This window comes from Mycobacterium yunnanensis (assembly GCF_025823185.1).
In the GTDB taxonomy this organism is placed as follows: domain Bacteria; phylum Actinomycetota; class Actinomycetes; order Mycobacteriales; family Mycobacteriaceae; genus Mycobacterium; species Mycobacterium yunnanensis.
Genome location: NZ_JACKVK010000005.1, coordinates 192,007 through 213,108 on the forward strand (window position 1 = coordinate 192,007; position 21,102 = coordinate 213,108).

The following is a 21,102-nucleotide window of genomic DNA, read 5'->3' on the forward strand; positions in this document are numbered from 1 at the left end:
ACGGGCTAGGCGGTGGGGTCCACTGTGAAGACCTGAATGCCGACGTGATTGGCGCCCGCGATGAGGTGCTCGTCGATCTGGGCGTAGATCGCCTCCGGGGAACCGTGAGCGACCAGGGCGTCGATGAGGGTGTCGCTGCCCGATCCGCGGATGTCACCCTCGGAGAACCCATGCCGCATCAGGTTGTTGGTGTAGTTGCGCAAGCCCAGGTAGGGCGTCTCGACGGCCGGGCGGCCGATGCTTCGCGCCGTATCGTCGTTCTCGGTCAGCACGACCTCGTGCTCGGGTGCGAGAAACGCATTGCTGCCCAACAGTTCTCGTGCATGACGAGTATGGTCGGGAACGGTCAGGTAGGGGTGCGCCCCCAGCGTCTTGTCGCCGGCCAGTGTGAGTGTGTTGTCTCCGAGGGCGCCGATCACTATCGCCGCGGCCGGCACGTCGCGATTCCTGACGTGCACGAGAAGTTTGGCGCACCAGCGAATGATGCGGGATGGTCTGCCGCCGACATCGCGGATGGTGCGCGAGAACTACTTTCAGGCCGGCGGTGCGGTGGTGCTGAAGATCGGCCAGCAAATCTCCGTGGACGTGAACGTCGTCGGATCCGTGGGGGAACCCTGGTAGTGCTCGCGGATTGGGCCCTGGTGGCTGATCAGATTCTCGTTGACGTATCGGCCCAGAGCCGCGTAGCTGCGGTCGATGCCTTCGTGGCCACCGGGGTGGGTGAGCACCGCGAACTCGGCCTGAGGCAGGACGTCGGCCCGAACGCCCTCCGGTGGGCGTGCACTCCGTGGCACTGGGACGAAGAGGGTTGCCATGCCGCGGGATTCGAGGAACAACGACCGGTCGTAGAGACCGCCCAGCGCAAACGCGGGAGGTGCTTCGGTGACCGCGGTAGCTGCGTCGCACAAAGTGTTCATCGTCGCCGCGAACCAGCTGTCGATCTCGGAAACGTCGATGACGGCACTGACCGACCAGACGGCGAGCGCTGGCGCGTGGCGCACCTCGACGTGAGCGGGGACGTCGACGGGAGACAGCAATTCGCGCAGCGCGCCGACGGTCTCACGCGTTCGTTGCAGCTGCTCCTCCATCTGCTCGAGATGAGTCGTGATGATCTCGGTGCGAGCTGCGGCGTCTTCAGTGCTCAGCAGCGCCTTGATGTCGGGAATGGACATGCCCAGAGAGCGAAATCGCCGAATGATGTGGGCGTGGTCGACCTGGCTGGTGTCGTAGAAGCGGTAGCCGGTGTGGGAGTCGACGTGCGCTGGTTCGAGAATGCCGAGGTCGTGGTAATGACGTAACGCCTTTCTGCTCAGGCTGGTCATCACGGCGAAGTCACCGATCGAGACCCGTGCGCCCATGGCATCCTCCTTGCGTCTTGGCGCTTTCTAGCGGCGAGACCATCCTGCAGTCTCCCCCTACGGCAAGGTCAACACTCGCCGGGCCGGCCGCTGCTAGAGTCAGCAAACAAGGCTGACTCCGGATTTGGCGGTGACCCCACAAGGGAAACGGGGGGTGCCAGGGTGCGCGCGATACGACGATGGTGGTCGCAGCCAGACCATTACGAGTGGATGGTGGCTTACCTCGACCACAGGGGCATACTTTCGGCCTATCGTGGCGCAGCGGCCGCTGTCATCGGTTGCCTAGGTGTCGTGCCGATCCTCATGATCGCCAGCCCGGCGGGGCCTCGCAGCCGATCAGCCGCAGTGGCCGCGCTCATCGTCGCCATTCTCATCGTCGCCATGGCCATCGCCTGGACATTGCGTCGCACCCGTCGACCTTCACGGGTTCAGTCGAAGATGTTCTCGATGATCTGCACCGGCAGCGTGGCCACGATGTGCCTGTTTCAGCCTCAGCCGCTGATCGGTTTGCTGGGGTGTACCGCCTTCGCGGTACTGACCACCTACATCTCCATCTTCCACACCGCCGGCTACATGCTCGTCAATCTCGCCGCTGGCGCCGGTGTCGCGGCCGTGCTTGCGATGCGCATCGTCGAGTCGAGCGGCGACGTGGCGCTCGCAGTGAGCGCGTTGATCGTCTTGACCGCATTGAACGTCGCCGTTCCCTTGGCGGTGCAGTCGTTGTTGCGGGCGCTCGGGATGGACTTGGCCGTCGCAGAGCGTGACCCGTTGACGGGTCTGCTCAACCGGCGGGCGTTCTTTCGTGAAGTCGCGACCCTTCTCGACGGTCACCGCGGGGCCGCCGCCGGCGGACACGTAGTGGTCATCATGGTCGACCTCGACAAGTTCAAGGCACTCAACGACCGTCATGGACACGCCGCCGGCGACCGGGCGCTCATGTTGGTTGCCCGTGCGATGCAGCGCAGCTGCCCTCGTGAATCGGCGCTCGGCCGCCTTGGTGGTGAGGAATTCGTGATTGCGGTGGTTTCCGAGGAGCCGGACTCGCCGACAGCTCACCGAATTCGGCAGGCCATTGCCAACCTCCCGATGGGTGTCACCGCGAGCGTCGGTACCGCCACGGCCGCGCTCGACACCATGTGCGCCGGCCCGCTCGTCGAACGTTCGCTGACCGCACTGATCGACGATGCCGACGATGCGATGTACCGGGCCAAGCGCTCAGGGGGTGACCGCGTCGCCCACCATCGACCGGATACGCCTGATCACGCATAGCGCCAAGCCGGAATACGGCGCGGGCCGCTCCGCGTTGGCTGGTGAGGTGAAAGCCATCACCTACGCCCGAACGGGCGACAGCTCCGTCCTGCAACTGACCGACCGCGACGTCGACGAACCGGGCGCCGGCGACGTGCGAGTGCGCGTGGTGCTGTCGGGCGTCAACCCGACCGATTGGAAGCGCCGCAGCGGCGCGTCAGGCCAATCGTTGGGGTTCCCCGAGCTGGTGCCCAATCAGGATGGCGCGGGTGTGGTGGATGCCATCGGTCCGGACGTCACCGGGTTTGCGGTGGGCGACCGGGTCTGGGTCTTCATGGCCCAGCACCAGCGCCCGGGGGGCACCGCCCAGGAATACGTGGTGCTGCCGGCCACCAACGTCGTGCCGCTCCCCGACGGCGTTGGATTCGCGGTTGGCGCCAGCCTCGGTGTTCCTGCGATGACCGCTCATCGAGCGTTGACCGTTGCCGAGGACTGGCCGGCGCGGCTGGCCCCCGGCTCACTGGAGGGCGCCACGGTGCTGGTCGCCGGCGGCGCCGGAGCCGTCGGCCACGCCGCAATCCAGCTCGCCAGTTGGGCGGGTGCGCGGGTGATCACCACGGTCAGCGGACCGGACAAAGCGGCGCTGGCGACTGCCGCCGGCGCGCACCACGTCGTCAACTACAAGGCCGGGGACGCCGCAACGGCCATCCGCGACATCGCACCCGACGGCGTCGACGTCATCGTCGAGGTCGCACCCGCGCAGAATGCCGCGCTGGACGCCGCCGTCGCGAAGAACCGGGCCTCGATCGCGATCTATGCCAACAACGGCGGCGACACGCTAGGACTCGACATCCGGGCCAACATGATGGTCAACGCGCGCTACCAATTCCTGATTCTCTACACCGTTGGAGAGGAAGCGCTGCGCCACGCCCGGGAAGACCTCACGGCCGCGGCCGCCGCCGGTGCCTTGGGCGTCGGCGAGGACGCCGGCCTACCGCTTCACTTCTTCGACCTGAAGGAGACCGCGGCCGCACACGACGCCGTCGAGGCAGGGGTGACGGGCAAGGTCCTCATCCGGGTCGGCGAATAAACGAGTATGACGAGCCGCTGTGTCTGGCCACAGGGATGCGGACGTCCGCTCACTGATAGACGTCGGGGCGTCTGTTGGTGAGGGGGTTGTTGAACTGGCCCCATTGACGCGAGCTGGCTGAGCTCTCGACGTCGACGTCGGCGATCAGGACGTCCTCACGATCGGCGTGGCCTGGCCCGGCGGCCGGCCATCCGGTCGCGTTGGTGATGACGCTTCGGCCGAGGAAGAGCTGTCCTCGTTCTTCGCCGCAGCGGTCTGCAGCCACGATGGGCAGCCCGTTGCAATGGGAATTCGCCATGCACAGGACGTTGGCCATCGCGGTGTCGTTCGCGCCGTTGCCCGCCACGAGCGGTACCCAGTTGGTGGGCACGCACAGCAGGTCGGCCCCCGAGAGTGTCAGTGCGCGAACCGCTTCTGGGAACCAGATGTCGTAGCAGATCAGGATTCCGATGTTGCCCAACGGAGTCGAGAAGACGGGCAGACCGAGGTCGCCCGGGGTGAACATGGTGTTCTCGTTGTCCCAGAGATGCAGCTTTCGGTAGGTGCCGATGTGTCCATCCGGACCCAGGATCGCGCTCGAGTTGTAGATGTCGTCCCCGGCCAGCTCCGCGATGCCGAAGACGACGTACATGTCGTTGTCGGCACAAGCGCGCAGGAGTCGTTGCACCGTCGGCCCATTCGGCACTTCCTCGGCCACTGCGCGGGCTTCGGCGGGACTGTCGAACATGTAACCGGTGGTGGCCAGCTCGGGGAAGACGGCGAGCTGGACGCCGGCGCCGGCGAGGTCCTCGATGGCGCGCACCATGTCGGTGACGTTGTCCTCGACGGCGTTGATGACCGGATTCGTCTGGACGCTGGCAACTTTGATCACGAAGTGGCCAGTTCCGTGCCGGCCGGCGACTCCACCTGCGCCGATGCGGGTGGGGCGGACAGTGATCGGTTCCTGAAGTAGGTGCGCCACGTGGGCGCCACGGGTGACCGTCGCCAGGGCGTGAGGAGCACCTCGACGAGGGCCACGATCCCGAACGCCGCCAAGCCCAAGATCACCAGGAGCACGATTGCCGCGAAGACCGAGGCGACGTCGAGTCGGGACTGCGCCTCCAGCAGCGCCACCCCGAGGCCACCCGACGTGCTGGCAGTCCACTCGCCGAGCACCGCGCCCGTGACGGCGAACGTCGCGGTCATCTTCAACGCGGAGAACAGCGGAGTGAGGGTGGCGGGGAGCGTGACCGACCGGAAGATCCGCCACCTCGTCCCGCCCATGGCGGTGGCGAGCGCGACGAGATCCTTGTCCACCGCGGCCAATCCGTCGAGCACGTTGACCACGACGGGGAAGAACACGATCAGCGCGACGATCGTCAACTTTGGCGCCAGGCCGAATCCCATCCAGATCACCAGCGCCGGGGCGACCGCGATGATGGGGACCGCCTGGGAGGTGATCAGCACGGGATAGAGCAGCCGCTGCACGAGTCTCGACCACGACATGGCTAGGGCGAAGACGAATCCTGCGACGGCACCGATGAGGAAGCCGACGATGAACTCCTTGCTGGTGATGACGGCACCGTCACGGAGGGTCTCCCAGTCGTCCTGAAGGGCCGCGAAGGTGCGCTGCGGGCTGGGGAGCACATAGGGCGCGATGTCGAAGATGCGCACGGCCAGATCCCACACCACGAGGATGACGATCAGACTCACCAGCGGTATGGCGATGGCGGTCATCAGGCGGGCGTTCTTGGCTGTCCTGGGTGATGACATCGTGTGCGCTTCCTATGCTGCCCGGCCGTAGATGAGGTCCAGGAGATGACCCTTGAGGCTGGTGTACGGAATCTCGGCGGTGAGGTGGACGTCGCGCGGGCGTCGGAGGTCGACGGCGACCACTTCTTGGACGCGGCCGGGGCGGGGTGACATGACGATCACCCGATCGGAGAGGAACAGGGCTTCGTCGATGTCGTGGGTGACGAAGAGGATGGTCTTCCGTTGCTCGCGCCAAACCTCGAGCAGCCACTGCTGCATCAACAGTCGGGTGTGGCTGTCGAGGGCGCCAAACGGTTCGTCGAGCAGCATGACGGGATGGTCGAGGGCGAGAGTTCGCATCACTGCGGCTCTTTGGCGCATACCGCCGGAGAGCGCGTGCGGATAGTGGTCGAGGTAGTCACCGAGCCCGTACCGTGCGGCCATGTCTGCCGCGCGTTGCCGTTCCCGACTGCTCGCGCGGCCTCGAAGGTCCGCTCCCAGCACGATGTTGTCGAGCACGGTGCGCCAGGGCAGCAGGAGGTCCTTCTGCAGCATGTATCCGACGTGTCCGGTCCTTCCGGTGATCGGCTTGCCGTCCAACGTCACCGAACCGGTCGTCGGCGTGAGGAGGCCCGAGACGATGTTGAAGATCGTGGACTTGCCGCACCCGGACGGGCCGACGATGGAGACGAACTCACCGGAGGCGACCTCGACGTCCACTGGAGCGAGTGCTTCGGTGCTTCCGAAGCGCTGGGACACCCCGCTCAGTACGAGGCTCATCCGGCGAGCGTTTCGGCGGTGAGCGTTTCGGCACCGGGGACGACGGACCCGTTGGCCAACCACGTTGCGGTCTGTCCCCACAGTTGGCCGAATCCGTCCCACTGGGTGAAGGTGGTCGGTGCCCAGTGGGGGCCGATGTCACTGGCGAAGGCCGCGCACCGGCCGAGACCGTAGGTGCCGACGGTCAGAAGCGGTTGACCGTTGACTTGGACGAGGACCTCCGAAGCGGATCGGGCGCGCAGACGCTGGAATCCCAACAACGCGGGCCACGCCGCGGGTAGGCCTGCAGTGCAGGGGTGTTCGGCACCGATCAGCTGCGGAACGACCCCCTCGGGGCATTCCTCGCGGTCGTCGCCGTCTTCCATCAGCACCGGCAGCGCTTCGGCCAGCAGGGAGTTCTTGTAGTTGGCCTTGGCTTCGATTCCCTGGAAGCTCAGGTACCCACCCACCATCATCAGCGCGCCGCCGCCCTTGACCCAGTCACGCAGGGAACGCAGCCGGTTGGGCCGAGCCTGGCCGCTGAGGAACACGTCGTTGGGCAGCAACAGGGTATTCGCCCCGATGTCGCTGAGCACCACGACGTCGAACTGTCCGAGCTCCTCAACCGTATGGGGGAACGACTGTGCTGCCTGGTGATTGGGCATGAACGTGGTCGTATGACCCGCGCTCTCCAGCGCCGCCTTGAAGTCGTGAACGCCTTCCTGGTAGGCCACGGTGGTGAAGGAGTCGAAGCCCTTCGTGTGAATGGACGTGGTGGTCCATGATTCGCCGGCGATCAAGACGTGTGCCATCGGATTCGTCGCTTCCTTCTGTCGTGATGAGCATGGTCGAGGTCGGTGCCCGCCGTACGTGGCTAGCGGATGACGATGCAGCCCTCGGTGCCGAACCAGATGACGTCCTCGACCTTGACGCCGTAACCGTGATTGCCGATGAAGGGCTCCACGGCCCAGCCGCCCCACATGGGCGTGGTGTTGTGCCGGTCGATGTACCCCAGTGTGTAGGAGACGTTTTGGCCGATCGAGTGGCCGATGTTCCCGAGCCGGTCCATGTGGTTCCATCCCGTACCGGTGATCAGGTCGTTGAACACGCCCCAGAGTTCGTTCGCCGGCATTCCCGGATAGGCGGCGGCGAGCACGGTGTCGTGAATGTTCTGGATGTTGGCCTTGGCTTCGACGTAGTCGGGTTGATCGCCGATGACTAAGGTGCGGGTGCAGTCTCCCCACCAGCCGTCGACCACGGGGTGGACGTCGATGTGTCCGCAGTCGATGTTCCACAGCATGCGGTCACTGGGCATCTCCGTGGGGAAGCACTTCAGGCTCCCCTCGCCGAATCCGACGTTGACCATCGTCCACAGCCCGGTGGAGCCCCCGGCGCGCAAGGTCTCCTCTGCCCACCGAGCCAGATCCTTTTCGGTCATCCCGGGCCACGCCGCACTCGCGGCCGCTTCCGCGACGTCGCGTGCAAGGAGCTGTGCCGTGACCAAGCCCGTTGGGGGTTGAGCGGTGAGCCCCGGAGGGATCACCAGCGAGGTGGTGTTCTCAGTCATGCGTGTCCCGTCCTCCCAGTGCGAATACGGACGATCTACTTCGGAAGGTAGTCGTTGGTCCAGTAAGTGTTGGGAGCACCAACCGACTTGACCAGACCCTGGTCGACCGCGGCCTTCAACAGTCCCTCCCACTGCTGGTCGCTCTGCACGAACGGGGGCTGCTGCGGTTTGAGGATTCCGACCGTCGTGTTCCACGCGTCGGTGACGAAGCCCATGTCGGCACTGGGATACATCTTCTTGAAGACTTCGAGTGCGGCAGTGGGGTTTTGGACGGCATCGTCGAGACCCTTGATGGAGGCTGCCATGAAGGAGCGGGCTTGATCGGGATTCTTCTTGAGCCATTCGGTGTTTCCGGCCACGACGAAGATCGGGGTGTTGGGAGCGCCGTGGTCGCGGGCTGGCATGAAGAAGGGATCGAACCCACCGGTGGACCGGATCTCCGAGGATTCTGCGTTGGTGACTCCGGTGATGACGTCGACCTTGTCCTGCAGCAGCAACGGCACGGTGTCATCGGCAGCGGTGACCAGTTTGACGTCGGATAGCTTGAGGCCCACCGAGTTCAGCATCAGCGACAGTTGAGCCTTCGACCAGGCGTCGTTGTAGATGCCGACCGTCTTTCCCTTGACCTGCGGGAGGTCGAAGGGCGCCTTCGCAATGAGGCCCCAGTTGTTGCTGCCGCCGTAGGAGCCGGTGGCGACCACGGGCGCGTCCTGGTCGCGGGCGAACAGGACGTCGAGTGTGGTGGTGAACGCCATGTCGGCTTGGGCGGTGCCGAGGAACTTCATGGTGTCGGCGACGGTCGGCGGTGGGGTGATGGTCACGTCCAGTCCCGCGTCCTTGTAGTAGCCCTTGTCCTTCGCGACCAGGAAGGGTGTCCAGAAGGCGTCCGCGACGGGCCACTCCATGATCATGTTGACCTTGGTCAGTCCGTCGGCGGTCTTACTGCTCGCGTCGTCGCTGCCGCATGCGCTGGAGGCGCCGACGAGGGCGACGGCCAGAAGCGCGGCGGCGGCGGTGCGTATGCGGCGTCTCATCAGAGGCACTCCCATTCGGATGTAATCGATTACTCGCAATGGCTGGGTTCGAGGAAACACCAGATCGATAAACTGCGCAAGAGGTGACCGTTTCCAGCGTGTAAACGATTTCACCGATGGCGGGTCGCGTGCTAAGAATGAACGACTCCGGTTGCCGACACGAGGGGGTTTGGTGCGTCCGACGATCAAGCAGGTCGCCGAACTCGCGGGCGTGTCGACGGCCACGGTGTCGCGTGCCCTGGCGGGTGCGACCAACGTGTCGCCGGCGCTGACGTCTCGCATCGAGAGCGCCGTCGCCGAACTGGGCTACTCGGGCAACGTCATCGCCAGCTCGCTGCGCCGCAACCGTACCGACACCATCGGCATGGTCGTGCCGGACATATCGAACCCGTTCTTCACCGCGCTCATTCAGCACGTCGATCACGCTCTCGCCCAACGTGGTTGGCAGATGCTGCTGTGCGACGCGCAATCCGACGTCGACATCGAGGCGCGGCGTCTGGAGTCCTTGGTTACCCGCAGGGTCGACGGTGTGATCGTCAGCCCCACTCACGAGACGGGTAGCGCTGCCGCGGTGCGGTCGGCTGCGGCCCGCACACCGGTAGTGCAGGTCGACAGACGTGCGCGCGACACGGACACCGACTGGGTCGGGATCGACGACGACTACGCCCAGTCGCTGGTCGTCGGGCATCTCCGCGACCGTGGCGTAAGGAGTGCCGCGTTCGTGAGCTCGGAGCTCACCAACTCCTCGACCGAGCTGCGTCGCGACGGTTTCCTCAAACACGCTGACATGCAGGCGATCACGGTGATCCCGCAGTGGATCGAATTGGGCGATTACACGGTGGAATGGGGTCAGAATGCCGGCCGGCGGATCCTCAGTGGGGTGTCGCGCCCCGAAGCCATCGTGTGTGCCGACGACTTGATCGCGTTGGGTGTTCTGCAGGCATGCCGTGAACTCGACGTCGAGGTACCCGGGGACGTGATCGTCATCGGATTCGACGACATCCCCTTCGCGGCACTGAGCACTCCCCCGCTGACGACCATCGCACAGCCCCTCGCCTCGATCGCGACCGAAGGCGTGCGGCTGCTCGCCGAAGCCATAGAGGGCGACCCGGGGCGTCAGTTGACGCGCACCTCCCTCGGGTCGACGCTCGTCGTCCGAGAGTCGTCGGCGTCCACCCGCGTCGGATCGGGCGTTCGGTGACGGACCCCGAGGGACTTCTCGCCAGTCTGGTCTCGATCGACACCACCTCCGGAGACGCCGCCGCGCAGAGACGTGTCATGGACATCTGCATCTCGGAGGCGCGACGCACTCGTCCCATGCTCCGAGTTCACGGCGATCTCGACAGCGCACATCCATGGGCACTACTCACCAATGATGCTCGCCCACACGCCAATCGACTGCTGTTCGCGTGCCACGTCGACACCGTTCCAGTCGGTGTACCCTCCGACTGGGAATTCGACCCCCTGGGGGGCGACATCGACAATGGTCATCTCCTCGGTCGGGGTTCGGTCGACATGAAGGCCGGCCTCGTCGCCGCCGTAGCCGCCCTGGCAGATGCCAGCGACGACACACCGCTGGCATTGCTTCTCACCAGTGACGAGGAAGTCGGCTCACTGGGGGCCGAGCGCGCCGTCCCCGCACTGTCGGAGCACCGCTTCGGCGCCGTGATCATCCCGGAAGCGACCTCCAACACCGTCCACCTCGGCCACCGCGGTGCACTCTGGTTGGAGATCGTCGCTCGCGGTGTGGCCGCCCACGGCAGCACACCCCACCTCGGCGTCAACGCCATTCACCAGCTGCTCGACGTCCTTCAGCGCGCCCGGACAGAATTGCCGCTGGCGACTCATCCCGATCTGCGCCAGTCGACGTGGAACCTCGGGCAGCTCAACGGCGGTACCGTCCCGAACATCGTCCCCGCTGCCGCCAGCGCCATCGTCGACCACCGAACCGTTGGAGACCAAGAGCAGCTGCTGCACTGGTGGGCGTCACAGCCGGAGATCGACGAGATCCACACCCTGATCGACTTACCTGCGGTGTGGACGCCGTCCGAAACCCCCTGGCTCGAAACTCTTCCCGCGGTCGTCTCCCACGATGCCGTGTCATATTTCACCGACGGGTCCTACATCGCGCAGGCGCTTCCCGGTGTCCCGATCGTGGTGTGGGGCCCGGGGCACCCGACGGCCATGCACGCCGTCGACGAGCGCGTCGCGATCTCCGATCTCGAGCTCGCCACTGCGCACTTCGGCTCCGCTGTCGACTCATGGGGCCACGATTCGTGACCGGTGGCCTACTTGGCGCTGTTCGGCAGCCGGCAGCCGGTGTAGCTGGCAATGGTGAGGTTCCCCTGATACCCGACTTTGACGAAGATGCCGGTCGGGCCGTAGAAGCCGACGTCGTGATTTCTCGGCCCGTCTTGCATCACCTGGACGTCTGTGGCGTCGAGCTTCGCGGCAGCCGCCCTGGCGGCGGAAAGTATTGCTGCCCAATCTTCTTCCGACACGTCCGCACCGGGCGCGACCTCATCGGGTAGGAACAGTCGCTTGCCGTCGGTCTGCTCGAATGGGGCCTGACAATTTCCGGCGGTCTCGCCGTGCAGCGTCTGCCACCCCAGGTCCGGCACGACGCGGTTGGCGGCGTCCTTGATTTCGTCCACGACGCCCTGCAACTGAGTCTTCGTGTCTTCCAGGGACGGCAGCGACTTCAATTGGTCGAGCGCCTGCGCGGCCGTGGTCGTCGGTGTGGGCGGATCGGGTTGAGACACGTGGCATCCCGTCGTGAGTAGGGCGATCGCTGCGACAGACAGTGCCGCGGCATAGCGAGTGGTGTTCGCCATCTGTGGTCTCATTTCTGCCGGACGGCGTTGTCGTCGAGGCCGGCGATGATGGCGGCGATGTTGTAGTTGGTGGTCCGCGGGGTGCCGTCGTCCATGAACCGTGGATAGTCACTGTGCCCGGACGCCCCGCCGAGACTCATGGTTCCACCCTGCCCGTTGGGTACTGCGGTGGCACCGGTTTCGAGATGAGTGAAATTGGGGTTGGTCGCTGGATTGGGGCCGAAGTCCCCTGCGCCCGTGAGATCCATGCCGCCGACCACCGTGGCTGCGAGGGGCCCAAACGGTGGCGGTAGCGCACCCAGGCCGTGGAGCCACGGCTTGCTGTCATACACGGCTTGAATCGGGTCGTCCGGGGTTTCCATGGTGAACACATGCCCCTCTGGCAGCTGCAGCTGTCCGGGCGTGGTTGCCTCGATGCCCGGGGAGCCGTAGAAGATTGCATCGGTGATCCCGTGGTTGCCGGGCTCCTGCAGGGCGAGGCCGGTGGTGAGGGACCCGTAGGAATGGCCGATGGCGGTGACGTCGGCGGGCACACCCTCGTGGCTGGCCTTGATTCCGTCGTAGAAGCCGGCCAGATGGTGCGCACCCACCTTGGCCATGTCGTCGTGGCTGACACCCCATGCTCCCGCCAAGGAGGCGGCCTTCTCGTCCCACCCGGGGATCTGCGGGGCGTCGTAGCCAATCCAAGCGATCGTGGACACGCTCTCCAGCTCGTGGCCGGGACTGTTGCCGAGCTGACGGTACGTCTCGCGTTGAAGGTTGGCCGCTTCCTCGGTCATGCTCCCGATGCTGCCGTGGACGGTGGTGTTCAGGCCCGGTGCGGTGACCGAGACGTGGCTTGCCGTGTCGGGGTCACCGATCGCGACCGCCGCGTGGGCCATCTCGCCGCTCGTGGTGTCCAGCAACATCAACTTCCGGTCGGGGAAGTCGCCGACGGATTTGTCCACCGCTTGCAGGTCGGACAAGTTCTTGGCGCCCGCGGTGGCCGCGTCGTACTTCTCCTTCCACGCCGCGTAGGCCGCCTTGTTGGCGGCGTAGTTGCCGGGCATCCTGACGTTGGGTTCACGCCCGGCGGCCCAGTCGGGGTGCTGGTTCTTGAGCGCATCGGCGTGGGCCTGGGCAGTCTTCGCCGCGGCAAGCTGGTCGGCCAGGGTCAGCCGGTTGTAGTAGTCGCGGTCCACGGCGGGCATCCCGTCGTGGTTGCCGATGGAATGGTCACGTTGGTAGAGCGCGTCCTTCTGCTCTGAGGTCAGGGCCTCCCACAGGTCGTGGAATTGCTGCGGATCCTCGGGCAGCGGCTTGGTCAACGCGTCGCGTACGCGCGGATCGTCGGGGCGTCCGGCAGCGTCGGCGGTGGCCCCGCTGATCGCTCGTGCCAGTTCGGCGTCGGCGGTGTTCGCGGCGTGGAGCAGCTGGTGTATCCGTGTCTCCAGGTCAGCTTGCTGGAGGGCGTAGATCGGGTCGCCCACCATGTCCGTGTGCAGTGGTGTGACCGCGCCGCTCGCCGGATCGATGGAGAAACCCTCGCGCCGGGCGTCGGCGTCGATCGCCGCCAGACTGGCCTTGATCCGGTCGATGTCGTCGGCGGACTCGCGCGTCGCGGAGGACAGCTCGTTCATCTCTTCGCCGTGCGCTGCGAGGTAGGCACTGAGCTCGTCCAGCGAGGCTCGGGCGGCATCTCCGCCGGTGCCCTGCCACGTGTTGACCAGCGGCAACTTCGTCAAGCCTGCTTTGACGTCGTCAGCGGACGCGCCCCGTTTGGCGAGCGCGGAGGAGACATCTCTGATCGCGCCCGAGTTCCACCGTTGAATGTCCGCCAAGGTCAACGGCATTAGAGCTGTTCGTCGACGTGCTTGGCGCCGTCATGGTCGACGGTGGCGTAGCCCTGAGCGGCGTTGGTGAAGGCTTCGCCGTGTGCTGCGATGTCGGTGGTCAGCGTGACGGTGACGTCTTGCCATTCGGCGAGCTTCGCCTGCAGCGCAGCTCCCGACGCGCCAACCCAGCCTGCCTGCGCGGCCTCGATGTCGCCGTTGGCCGCAGTGTGGGCCGCTGCCAACTCCGAGCGATGCATGTCCATGTGGTCCGATGACAGGCGCAGGTCGATCGGGTCGACCCTCAGATCCTCCGGCATGTCATCCAACCCCCTGCTTCCGGGCGGCCGTCGCCGCGGCGCGAACGCTTCCGCTCAAGGATAAACCGCTACGCACGGGCAGTTTGGCGGCGATTTCTCGCTCGGTACCGTTACCCCGACGTCACCCGCGAGCGCCGCGGACGCGGCACACTCTCAAGCGACAGGGTCGCAAGATGACGTCGACCGGGAAGCAAGTCATGACATCCGCATTCGCAGCAGCGCTCACACGCGTCGAGGGCTCGGTCCTGGATTTGACCGGTCGTCTCGTACGGTGCCCGTCGATCACCTCCGACACCGCGGCGGTCGAATCGGCACTCACCGAACTGTCGTCGTACTTGGCGGATTCGGGGATCGAGGTCGACGTGTCCCGATCGGCCGCCGGGGCTCCGATGCTGCGGGCGCGCGTGTCGGGCCCTGGCGAGGGTGTCAACATCCTGCTGCAGGGACACGTCGACGTCGTCCCCGTCGACGAGGGCTGGCAGCGCGACCCCTTTGGCGCCGACGTCGACGGTGGGTACCTCTACGGCCGAGGCACCTGTGACATGAAGGCCGGTCTGGCAGGATTCGCCGGTGTCTTGCGCGCCCTCCAATCGTGTGGCGGGCCTCGACGGGGCAGTGTCACGTTGCTGGTCGACGCGGATGAGGAGACCGGCAGCGACAGCGGCCTCATCCCCTACATTGCCAAACATGGCCTCTCGGAATATGACTGGGCGATCTGCGGGGAGCCGACCGGCTTGCAGCCGTTTCTGGGCAACCGCGGGCTGCTGTGGGTGAGTGTCACCGTGCGGGGCTGCGCCGCACACGCGGGGATCCCCGGCGCCGGTCTGAACCCGGTTCCCGTCGCCGCCGAACTGGTGACCGACTTGGGGGCCAAGGGTGAGCGTGCCGAACAGACCCCGACCGAGTCGAACCCGTTGACCATCACGACCTTTCATGCCGGCACGGTGCCCAACTCGATCGCCGACACCGCCGTGTTCACGATCGACCGGCGTCTGCAGCCTGGCGACTCGGCCGACGCGATCATCGACGACCTGCGTGCCGCCGTGGCTCGGGCGGCCCAGCGTCATCCTTCGTTCGAATTCGGACTCGACGTCGTCAAACGCTGGCCCCCATGCCTGCTCGACGAGAACAGCGACCTGGCACAAGCGGCGTACCACGCGGCGGATTCAATCACCGGGCACGCATCATTCGGATTCGACGAGGCGTGCAACGACGCGTCGTTCCTCAGTGAGGCGGGGGTGCCGACGATCATCTGGGGTCCCGGAGACCCGGCTCTTGCGCACACGTCCGACGAGCGGGTCCTTCTCGACGACATCACACGCGCCATGCACGGGTACGGACGCGCCGTGGAGACGCTGCTCTCCGTCACGTAGCCACCGCGACGAGGCCCGTTACCCACCAGGGTTCCGCACGTTCATCGAAGGGTCTCGGTGGGAATTCCCCTGCGAGAACGCCGGTCTCGCAGCAGGGCAGGCGGGATGTACAGACCGCGACGTTGGGCCCGCACGGCAGCGAGCGCCCGGGTGTTGGCGTCGAGTTTGCACAGGATGTGTTCGATGTGGGTGGCGATCGTTCGCACGGTGACGCCGAGGCGCTGGGCGGCTTCGGTGTTGTGCCGGCCGGCGATGAGCAACCCGAGCACCTCGAGCTCGCGGCGGGTCAAACCGTGCAAGTCTCCGCACGGTGAGAGCATGACGATCGCGCTCGCGTCGCGTGGTTCGGCATCGGGCAGGTCCAAGGCGGTCGCGGTCAGGTAGCCGTCGCATTCCTCAGGAGCGGGGAGCAGGAACGAGGTCTGGGCTCCGTCCAGCAGTGCGCTGGCCGCGGTAAGTGCCGGTGATCCAGGACGCAACGCCGGGTGGTCGGGTAGTCCGGGAACGGTCAGGACGCCTCGTGACCGGGTGAGGATCACCGCGGCAGTCGCCGAGTGCATCAGCTGAGCCGCCGCGGTCGCCGAGCGAAGGGGGTCGACGGCCTGGGCCAGCATTGGCGCGAGAGCGGCGAGCAGATCGCGGGCGGCCTCCGACGGCACCGCCGAGCTGACGGTGAACAGGCCCAGGAACCCCAGGTGTCGGCCGTCCGCGGCGAACAGGCAAATATTCAGGCATTCGCGGAGGCCGGCGGGCAGCAGGCACTCCGCCCACGATCGGAGTTCGCTGGCGGGGACGGGGAAGTCGACGACCCGCAGCGCGGCGCGCGAGCGAGTCATCCCGAGTCGTTCGATCTCCTCGACCAGAACCGGGCCGTCGAGATAGGCGGCGGTGTGCCGGTCCCACCCCGTGCTGACCAGCGAGCGGTGTCCGCGGCGCTTGTCGTCGCACAGGGCAAACCACGCCCCGTCGAACGGAAGCAACCGGTGCAGCGGCTCCAGCAGCGCCGTTGCGCGTTCGGTCGGCTCGCCGGGCAAGGCCGCGATCCGCGCAACCTCAGTCGCGATCTGCCCCGGGTCGGTTGATCGATGCATGGTCTCCTTCTGTCCGCCGCCACGCCAGCTCCGTCATCGGTCGTTCTGCCGATGCGCCGCGGCACGGAGTTGGCGTTGGCTGATGTTGGTGAGGATCCGCGGCGCCGGCACGAGATGGCCCGCGTACCCCTCCGTCCGACGAGTACGCATGGGACAGGAGCAGACATGAAGGCAGTGGTTTACGACGGGGCACGTCAGGTCAGCGTCAAGGACGTGCCGGACGCCAGGATCGAGCGGCCCACCGATGTGTTGGTGCGCATCACCGCCACGAACATTTGCGGGTCGGATCTGCACATGTACGAAGGCCGTACCGACTTCGAGACCGGCCGGTGGTTCGGTCACGAAAACCTCGGCGAGGTCATCGAAGTCGGCGACGGTGTGGACAAGGTGCAGGTCGGCCAGCGCGTCGTGCTCCCGTTCAACGTCGCCTGCGGGCACTGCAAGAACTGCGAGCGGGGGCTGACGAACTACTGCCTGACCGCCCAGCCGGTGGATGGGTGGGCCGGCGCCGCCTACGGATTCGCGGACATGGGGCCGTGGGCCGGCGGCCAGGCCGAGCTACTGCGCGTCCCGTGGGGTGACTTCAACTGCCTACGCCTTGGCGAGGACTCCGAGGAGAGGGAGAACGACTACGTGATGCTGGCCGACATCTTCCCCACCGGCTACCACGCCACCGAGATGGCCGGCGTCAAGCCGGGCGACCAGACCGTGATCTTCGGCTCGGGGCCCGTCGGGCTGATGGCCGCCCTGTCGGCCACGATCCGCGGGGCCAGCAAGGTGATGGTCGTCGACCGGCACCCCGACCGGTTGCGCCTGGCCGAGTCGATCGGCGCGATCGCGATCGACGATTCGAAGGTCGACCCGGTCGAGGCGGTGCTCGAGCAGACCAAGGGGCTGGGCGCAGACAACGGCTGCGAGTGCGTCGGGTACCAGGCACACGACCCCCAGGGCAACGAGCACCCGAACGACACGCTGAACAAGCTGGTGAAGTCGGTGCGGTTCACCGGCCGAATCGGCACGGTCGGAGTCTTCGTGCCCCAGGATCCCGGCGCGTCTGACGAACTGGCCAAGAACGGCCAGGTGGCGTTCGACTTCGGGATGTTCTGGTTCAAGGGCCAAACCATGGGCAGCGGCCAGGCGCCGATCAAGAGGTACAACCGGCAGTTGCGCGACCTGATCGCCGCAGGCAAGGCCGAGCCGTCGTTCATCGTCAGCCACGAACTGCCGCTGGAGCAGGCGCCCGACGCCTACTCCCACTTCGACTCGCGCGACGACGGCTGGACCAAGGTCGTGCTCAAGCCCGGCGCATCCGGCCGCCAGAAGGCGGGAGCAGGAGCCAGCTGACCCCCTGTCGTTTCGAGACTGACCTACGACACCAGCGGCCTGCCCGCACGGGCACGCCGTCACCCTTCACATGGAACGGAGCAGAACAATGGCAGACGAGTTGCGCGGGACGCGGGTCGCGATCCTGGCGGCGGACGGGGTAGAGCGCGTCGAACTGGAACAGCCCAGGCAGGCGTTGCAGGACGCCGGGGCCACGACCGAGTTGCTGTCCCTGCATGACGGCGAGATCCAAGCCCGCAACCACGACTTGGACGCAGCCGGGACGTTCTCGGTCGACGCCCTGGTCAAGTCCGCGTCAATCGACGACTACGACGCTCTGTTGCTTCCCGGCGGCACGGTGAATCCGGACCAGCTGCGCACCGACGATTCAGCGGTCGGGTTCGTGCGCGATTTCGTGACCTCGGGGAAGCCGGTGGCCTCGATCTGTCACGGACCCTGGACGCTGATCGAGGCCGGTGTCGCGGAGGGCCGAACGCTGACGTCCTATCCGAGCATCCGCACCGACCTCCGCAACGCCGGTGCCAACGTCGTGGACGAAGAGGTCGCCCGAGACGGAAACCTGATCACCAGCCGCTCACCCGACGACCTGCCTGCCTTCTGCACGGCGATCGTGGAACTGTTCAGCAAGGCCTCACGGACCGCCGGCGCGGGAAGCGGCTCGTGAGCAGCCCGGTGAGCAAGGTGGCGAACGCGGGTCTGGGTGTGGCCGGTCAGTTGGTCCAGCAGTTGCAACGCGCGCTCGGCAGCCAAGGCACCCATGCCGGGGACTCGGAACCGCACTCGCGGTGGCGCAGCGTGACGATCAACAAGAGCCCGGAGGAAGTCATGCCGGACGGCCGGGTGCCGGACCCGCTCGCAGCACTGGGTGACCTCGTCGAGGTGAAGGTCCGTAAAGCCCCGGGCGACAAGGGAACCGAACTCGCCGCCCGCCTGCGACGGCCGGAACCCAGTGGCCTGCAATCGGTCGGAGCGCGGGTGTCGGGCGAGGACCCCCGCGAGCAGGTCCGCGCGGCGCTGCGCCAAGCCAAACAACTCATCGAGGTCGGTGAGGTGCTGCGGGTCGACCCCACCCCGCACGGCACCCGCACCGAGACACCGACAGGCAAGCTCGTCGAGATGGCGAGCCGCCGGACGGGTGGGGAGGGACTGCTGTGAAGGCTCTCTGCTGGACCGGCGTCAACGAGACCGCCGTCGAGACGGTCGACGACCCGAAGATCCTCAACGACCACGACGTCATCCTCAGGGTCAAGCTCACGACGACGTGCGGATCGGACTTGCACCTACTCGGTGGTTACATTCCGACGATGCGTGCCGGTGACGTGCTCGGCCACGAATTCATGGGCGAGGTCGTCGAAGTCGGTCCGTCGGTTCGCAAACACCAGGTCGGTGACCGGGTGGTGGTGTGCTCCTTCATCGCCTGCGGAGAATGCTGGTACTGCACCCACGAGCTGTTCTCGCTGTGCGACAACGGCAACCCCAATCCCGCTCTTACCGAGACGATGTGGGGATCTGCGATCGGCGGCTGCTTCGCCTACAGCCACGCACTGGGCGGTTACGCCGGCAGCCACGCCGAATACGTCCGCGTTCCCTACGCAGACCACGGGGCGTTCCCGGTCCCCGACGGGGTGTCGGACATGGCGGCGTTGTTCGCCTCGGATGCCGCCCCCACCGGCTGGACCGGAGCAGATCTCGTCGGCATCACCCCGGGCGACGTCGTCGCGGTGTGGGGGGCAGGCGGAGTCGGGCAGATGGCCGCCCGAGCGGCGATGCTGAAGGGCGCCGAGCAGGTCATCATCATCGACCGGCTTCCCGAACGCTTGGCACAGGCCCACCAGTACATCGGCGCGGAAACCCTCGACTACACCAAGGAGAGTGTCACCGCCGAGCTGAAGGAACGCACCGGCGGCCGTGGTCCCGACGTGTGCATCGAAGCCGTCGGCATGGAAGCTCACGGCACCGGCGCGCAGTACCTCTACGACCAAGTCAAACAACAGATGCGGCTGCAGACCGACCGGCCCACTGCGCTGCGGGAAGCCATCTACGCCTGCCGCAAGGGCGGCAGCCTGTTCTCCCTCGGTGTCTTCGGCGGCCTGGTGGACAAGTTCCCCTTCGGCGCGATCATGAACAAGGGCATGACCGTCCGCGGCGCACAACAGCACGGCCATCGCTACATCCCGCAGATCCTGCAGCACATCGCCGACGGCGAGCTCGACACCGAGCACCTCGCCACCCACGTCATGCCCCTCGACGACGGTCCGCGGGGGTATCGAATGTTCAAGGAGAAGCAGGACGGCTGCGTCCGCGCCGTCTTCCAGCCGACCAAGTGAGGGAACATGATTCACGTTGCACTGTCAGTCACGCTGCACGCCAAGGCCGGCAAGGAAGAGGAGGTCGCGCAGTTTCTCCGCGACGCGCGCTCGATCGTCGAACAGGAACCGGGGACGCGCGCTTGGTTCGCCCTTCGATTCGACGAGTCGACCTTTGGCATCTTCGACGTGTTTCCCGACGACGCCGCCCGTCAAAGCCACCTGTCGGGGGGTGTCGGCCAAGCCCTTGCCGCGAAGGGGGGCGAGCTGTTCAGCGCAGAACCGAGCATCCAGAGCGTCGACGTGCTCGCCTACAAGCTGCCCGGCGCAGAGTGACTCCCCGCCATGTGACGCTTCCCTCTGGTGAGCCGATCGCTGCGATGGGCCAAGGCACGTGGCACTTCGCCGAACGTCCCGCGCGCCGGGCCGAGGAGATCGCCGCCATTCGGCTCGGGCTCGATCTCGGGATGAACGTGGTCGACACCGCCGAGATGTACGGTAATGGAGCGTCGGAAACCCTTGTCGGCGAGGCGATCGCCGGGCGCCGTGACGACGTCTTCCTCGTGGACAAGGTGCTGCCGAACCACGCGACCCGGGGCGGCACCGCGCGTGCCTGCAAGGCAGGCCTCGCGCGACTGAACACCGACCACATCGATCTCTACCTGCTGCACTGGCGGGGAAGCGTCCCGCTCGCCGAGACCGTCGAGGGCTTCGCCGACTTGGTGGCAGCCGGACTGATCCGCTATTGGGGGGTGAGCAACCTCGACCGTGACGACATGGTCGAGTTGGCCGGTGTACCCGGCGGTGACCAGGTACAGGCCAACCAGATCCTCTACAACCTGACGCGTCGCGGGCCGGAGTACGACCTGTTGCCGTGGCTGTCCGAACGGGGCATCCCCGTCATGGCCTACTCCCCCATCGAGCAGGGCCGCCTTCTAGGACATCCGGCGCTGGAGGAGGTCGCGCGGCGCCACACCGCCACGGCGGCGCAAATCGCGCTGGCCTGGGTGCTGTGCCGCGGCGACGTCAACACCATCCCGCGCGCGAGCACCTCTGAGCACGTTCGCCAAAACGCGGCCGCCGCTGAGATTCGACTGAGCCCCGACGACCTCGAAGTGCTCGACGACGCGTTCCCGCCGGCTACGAGACCGAGCCGGCTCGAAATGCTCTGACGGCCGTACCGGGCTGCGTCGCGTTCCTTGGTGGGTCCTGATATCGTCCGGCTGGTTCTATCAG

The 21,102-nt window shown here is 66.4% G+C and carries 23 protein-coding genes; 11 read left to right on the plus strand and 12 right to left on the minus strand.

Features of this window, described 5'->3' with window-relative positions:
• Positions 1 to 5: 5 nt before the first annotated feature.
• Positions 6 to 437 (minus strand): LLM class oxidoreductase, encoded by a 432-nt coding sequence (locus H7K45_RS08120; protein ID WP_263995277.1) that lies wholly within the window; start codon positions 435 to 437, stop codon positions 6 to 8.
• 96 nt (positions 438 to 533) lie between these two features.
• Positions 534 to 1,358 carry a MerR family transcriptional regulator gene (locus H7K45_RS08125; protein ID WP_263995278.1) on the minus strand — a complete coding sequence of 275 codons (825 nt, stop codon included), beginning with the start codon at positions 1,356 to 1,358 and terminating at the stop codon, positions 534 to 536.
• A 291-nt stretch (positions 1,359 to 1,649) separates the two neighbouring features.
• Here H7K45_RS08125 and H7K45_RS31455 point away from each other — a divergent pair, with 291 nt between their 5' ends.
• Complete coding sequence (locus H7K45_RS31455) at positions 1,650 to 2,627, plus strand: GGDEF domain-containing protein (protein ID WP_263995279.1); 978 nt, start codon at positions 1,650 to 1,652, stop codon at positions 2,625 to 2,627.
• Between the two features lie 46 nt (positions 2,628 to 2,673).
• Entirely contained in the window at positions 2,674 to 3,696 is a 1,023-nt protein-coding gene (locus tag H7K45_RS08135) for an NADPH:quinone reductase (protein ID WP_263995645.1), read from the plus strand.
• A gap of 49 nt (positions 3,697 to 3,745) precedes the next feature.
• On the opposite strand, the gene H7K45_RS08140 is transcribed toward H7K45_RS08135, so the two are convergent.
• The 6 genes from H7K45_RS08140 to H7K45_RS08165 form a co-directional block, all read right to left on the minus strand.
• On the minus strand, positions 3,746 to 4,567 hold the full coding sequence (locus H7K45_RS08140; RefSeq protein ID WP_263995280.1) for a nitrilase family protein: 822 nt from the start codon (positions 4,565 to 4,567) through the stop codon (positions 3,746 to 3,748).
• Positions 4,564 to 5,448, minus strand: coding sequence for an ABC transporter permease (locus H7K45_RS08145; RefSeq protein ID WP_263995281.1), 885 nt, complete (start codon positions 5,446 to 5,448; stop codon positions 4,564 to 4,566). Before H7K45_RS08145 ends, H7K45_RS08140 begins: the two co-directional genes overlap by 4 nt.
• A 12-nt stretch (positions 5,449 to 5,460) precedes the next feature.
• Entirely contained in the window at positions 5,461 to 6,207 is a 747-nt protein-coding gene (locus H7K45_RS08150; RefSeq protein ID WP_263995282.1) for an ABC transporter ATP-binding protein, read from the minus strand.
• Complete coding sequence (locus H7K45_RS08155) at positions 6,204 to 6,998, minus strand: glutamine amidotransferase (RefSeq protein WP_263995283.1); 795 nt, start codon at positions 6,996 to 6,998, stop codon at positions 6,204 to 6,206. The genes H7K45_RS08150 and H7K45_RS08155 overlap by 4 nt, the downstream gene beginning before the upstream one ends.
• Positions 6,999 to 7,060: 62 nt before the next feature.
• Positions 7,061 to 7,753, minus strand: a complete 693-nt coding sequence (locus H7K45_RS08160; protein ID WP_263995284.1) for a M24 family metallopeptidase — start codon at positions 7,751 to 7,753, stop codon at positions 7,061 to 7,063.
• Positions 7,754 to 7,788: 35 nt separating this feature from the next.
• Positions 7,789 to 8,787 (minus strand): ABC transporter substrate-binding protein, encoded by a 999-nt coding sequence (locus tag H7K45_RS08165; protein ID WP_263995285.1) that lies wholly within the window; start codon positions 8,785 to 8,787, stop codon positions 7,789 to 7,791.
• 172 nt (positions 8,788 to 8,959) lie between these two features.
• On the opposite strand from H7K45_RS08165, the gene H7K45_RS08170 reads away from it, so the two are divergent.
• The gene (locus H7K45_RS08170) at positions 8,960 to 9,988 is read left to right on the plus strand and encodes a LacI family DNA-binding transcriptional regulator (RefSeq protein ID WP_263995286.1); all 1,029 of its coding nucleotides are present in this window, start codon (positions 8,960 to 8,962) and stop codon (positions 9,986 to 9,988) included.
• Positions 9,985 to 11,067: a M20 family metallopeptidase gene (locus tag H7K45_RS08175; RefSeq protein WP_263995287.1), complete on the plus strand. Its 1,083-nt coding sequence runs from the start codon at positions 9,985 to 9,987 to the stop codon at positions 11,065 to 11,067. The genes H7K45_RS08170 and H7K45_RS08175 overlap by 4 nt, the downstream gene beginning before the upstream one ends.
• A gap of 8 nt (positions 11,068 to 11,075) precedes the next feature.
• On the opposite strand, the gene H7K45_RS08180 is transcribed toward H7K45_RS08175, so the two are convergent.
• The 3 genes from H7K45_RS08180 to H7K45_RS08190 form a co-directional block, all read right to left on the minus strand.
• The gene (locus tag H7K45_RS08180; protein ID WP_263995288.1) at positions 11,076 to 11,621 is read right to left on the minus strand and encodes an LppA family lipoprotein; all 546 of its coding nucleotides are present in this window, start codon (positions 11,619 to 11,621) and stop codon (positions 11,076 to 11,078) included.
• An 8-nt stretch (positions 11,622 to 11,629) separates the two neighbouring features.
• On the minus strand, positions 11,630 to 13,345 hold the full coding sequence (locus H7K45_RS08185) for an alpha/beta hydrolase (RefSeq protein ID WP_263995289.1): 1,716 nt from the start codon (positions 13,343 to 13,345) through the stop codon (positions 11,630 to 11,632).
• 107 nt (positions 13,346 to 13,452) lie between these two features.
• Positions 13,453 to 13,752 (minus strand): WXG100 family type VII secretion target, encoded by a 300-nt coding sequence (locus H7K45_RS08190; RefSeq protein ID WP_263995290.1) that lies wholly within the window; start codon positions 13,750 to 13,752, stop codon positions 13,453 to 13,455.
• A gap of 197 nt (positions 13,753 to 13,949) precedes the next feature.
• Here H7K45_RS08190 and H7K45_RS08195 point away from each other — a divergent pair, with 197 nt between their 5' ends.
• The gene (locus H7K45_RS08195) at positions 13,950 to 15,125 is read left to right on the plus strand and encodes a M20 family metallopeptidase (RefSeq protein ID WP_263995291.1); all 1,176 of its coding nucleotides are present in this window, start codon (positions 13,950 to 13,952) and stop codon (positions 15,123 to 15,125) included.
• A gap of 41 nt (positions 15,126 to 15,166) precedes the next feature.
• Here the strand turns inward: H7K45_RS08195 and H7K45_RS08200 are convergent, their stop codons facing one another.
• Entirely contained in the window at positions 15,167 to 16,216 is a 1,050-nt protein-coding gene (locus H7K45_RS08200) for a helix-turn-helix transcriptional regulator (protein ID WP_263995292.1), read from the minus strand.
• 165 nt (positions 16,217 to 16,381) lie between these two features.
• Between H7K45_RS08200 and H7K45_RS08205 the strand changes: the two genes are divergently transcribed.
• From H7K45_RS08205 to H7K45_RS08230, 6 genes are all read left to right on the plus strand, one after another.
• Positions 16,382 to 17,560, plus strand: coding sequence for a glutathione-independent formaldehyde dehydrogenase (locus H7K45_RS08205; RefSeq protein ID WP_263995293.1), 1,179 nt, complete (start codon positions 16,382 to 16,384; stop codon positions 17,558 to 17,560).
• An 88-nt stretch (positions 17,561 to 17,648) separates the two neighbouring features.
• Complete coding sequence (locus H7K45_RS08210; RefSeq protein ID WP_263995294.1) at positions 17,649 to 18,224, plus strand: type 1 glutamine amidotransferase domain-containing protein; 576 nt, start codon at positions 17,649 to 17,651, stop codon at positions 18,222 to 18,224.
• Entirely contained in the window at positions 18,221 to 18,715 is a 495-nt protein-coding gene (locus tag H7K45_RS08215) for a hypothetical protein (protein WP_263995295.1), read from the plus strand. The genes H7K45_RS08210 and H7K45_RS08215 overlap by 4 nt, the downstream gene beginning before the upstream one ends.
• Entirely contained in the window at positions 18,712 to 19,887 is a 1,176-nt protein-coding gene (locus H7K45_RS08220) for a zinc-dependent alcohol dehydrogenase (RefSeq protein WP_263995296.1), read from the plus strand. Before H7K45_RS08215 ends, H7K45_RS08220 begins: the two co-directional genes overlap by 4 nt.
• A 6-nt stretch (positions 19,888 to 19,893) precedes the next feature.
• Positions 19,894 to 20,202, plus strand: a complete 309-nt coding sequence (locus H7K45_RS08225; RefSeq protein WP_263995297.1) for a putative quinol monooxygenase — start codon at positions 19,894 to 19,896, stop codon at positions 20,200 to 20,202.
• Entirely contained in the window at positions 20,199 to 21,038 is an 840-nt protein-coding gene (locus H7K45_RS08230; protein WP_263995298.1) for an aldo/keto reductase, read from the plus strand. Before H7K45_RS08225 ends, H7K45_RS08230 begins: the two co-directional genes overlap by 4 nt.
• Positions 21,039 to 21,102: the final 64 nt, after the last annotated feature.

Bases quoted from the DNA above. Each gene is read 5' to 3' on its own strand.
- H7K45_RS08125 (WP_263995278.1), bottom strand. From the start codon at position 1,358: ATGGGCGCACGGGTCTCGATCGGTGACTTCGCCGTGATGACCAGCCTG.
- H7K45_RS08145 (WP_263995281.1), bottom strand. From the start codon at position 5,448: ATGTCATCACCCAGGACAGCCAAGAACGCCCGCCTGATGACCGCCATC.
- H7K45_RS08150 (WP_263995282.1), bottom strand. From the start codon at position 6,207: ATGAGCCTCGTACTGAGCGGGGTGTCCCAGCGCTTCGGAAGCACCGAA.
- H7K45_RS08155 (WP_263995283.1), bottom strand. From the start codon at position 6,998: ATGGCACACGTCTTGATCGCCGGCGAATCATGGACCACCACGTCCATT.
- H7K45_RS08160 (WP_263995284.1), bottom strand. From the start codon at position 7,753: ATGACTGAGAACACCACCTCGCTGGTGATCCCTCCGGGGCTCACCGCT.
- H7K45_RS08165 (WP_263995285.1), bottom strand. From the start codon at position 8,787: ATGAGACGCCGCATACGCACCGCCGCCGCCGCGCTTCTGGCCGTCGCC.
- H7K45_RS08180 (WP_263995288.1), bottom strand. From the start codon at position 11,621: ATGGCGAACACCACTCGCTATGCCGCGGCACTGTCTGTCGCAGCGATC.
- H7K45_RS08190 (WP_263995290.1), bottom strand. From the start codon at position 13,752: ATGCCGGAGGATCTGAGGGTCGACCCGATCGACCTGCGCCTGTCATCG.
- H7K45_RS08195 (WP_263995291.1), top strand. From the start codon at position 13,950: ATGACATCCGCATTCGCAGCAGCGCTCACACGCGTCGAGGGCTCGGTC.
- H7K45_RS08200 (WP_263995292.1), bottom strand. From the start codon at position 16,216: ATGCATCGATCAACCGACCCGGGGCAGATCGCGACTGAGGTTGCGCGG.
- H7K45_RS08205 (WP_263995293.1), top strand. From the start codon at position 16,382: ATGAAGGCAGTGGTTTACGACGGGGCACGTCAGGTCAGCGTCAAGGAC.
- H7K45_RS08210 (WP_263995294.1), top strand. From the start codon at position 17,649: ATGGCAGACGAGTTGCGCGGGACGCGGGTCGCGATCCTGGCGGCGGAC.
- H7K45_RS08225 (WP_263995297.1), top strand. From the start codon at position 19,894: ATGATTCACGTTGCACTGTCAGTCACGCTGCACGCCAAGGCCGGCAAG.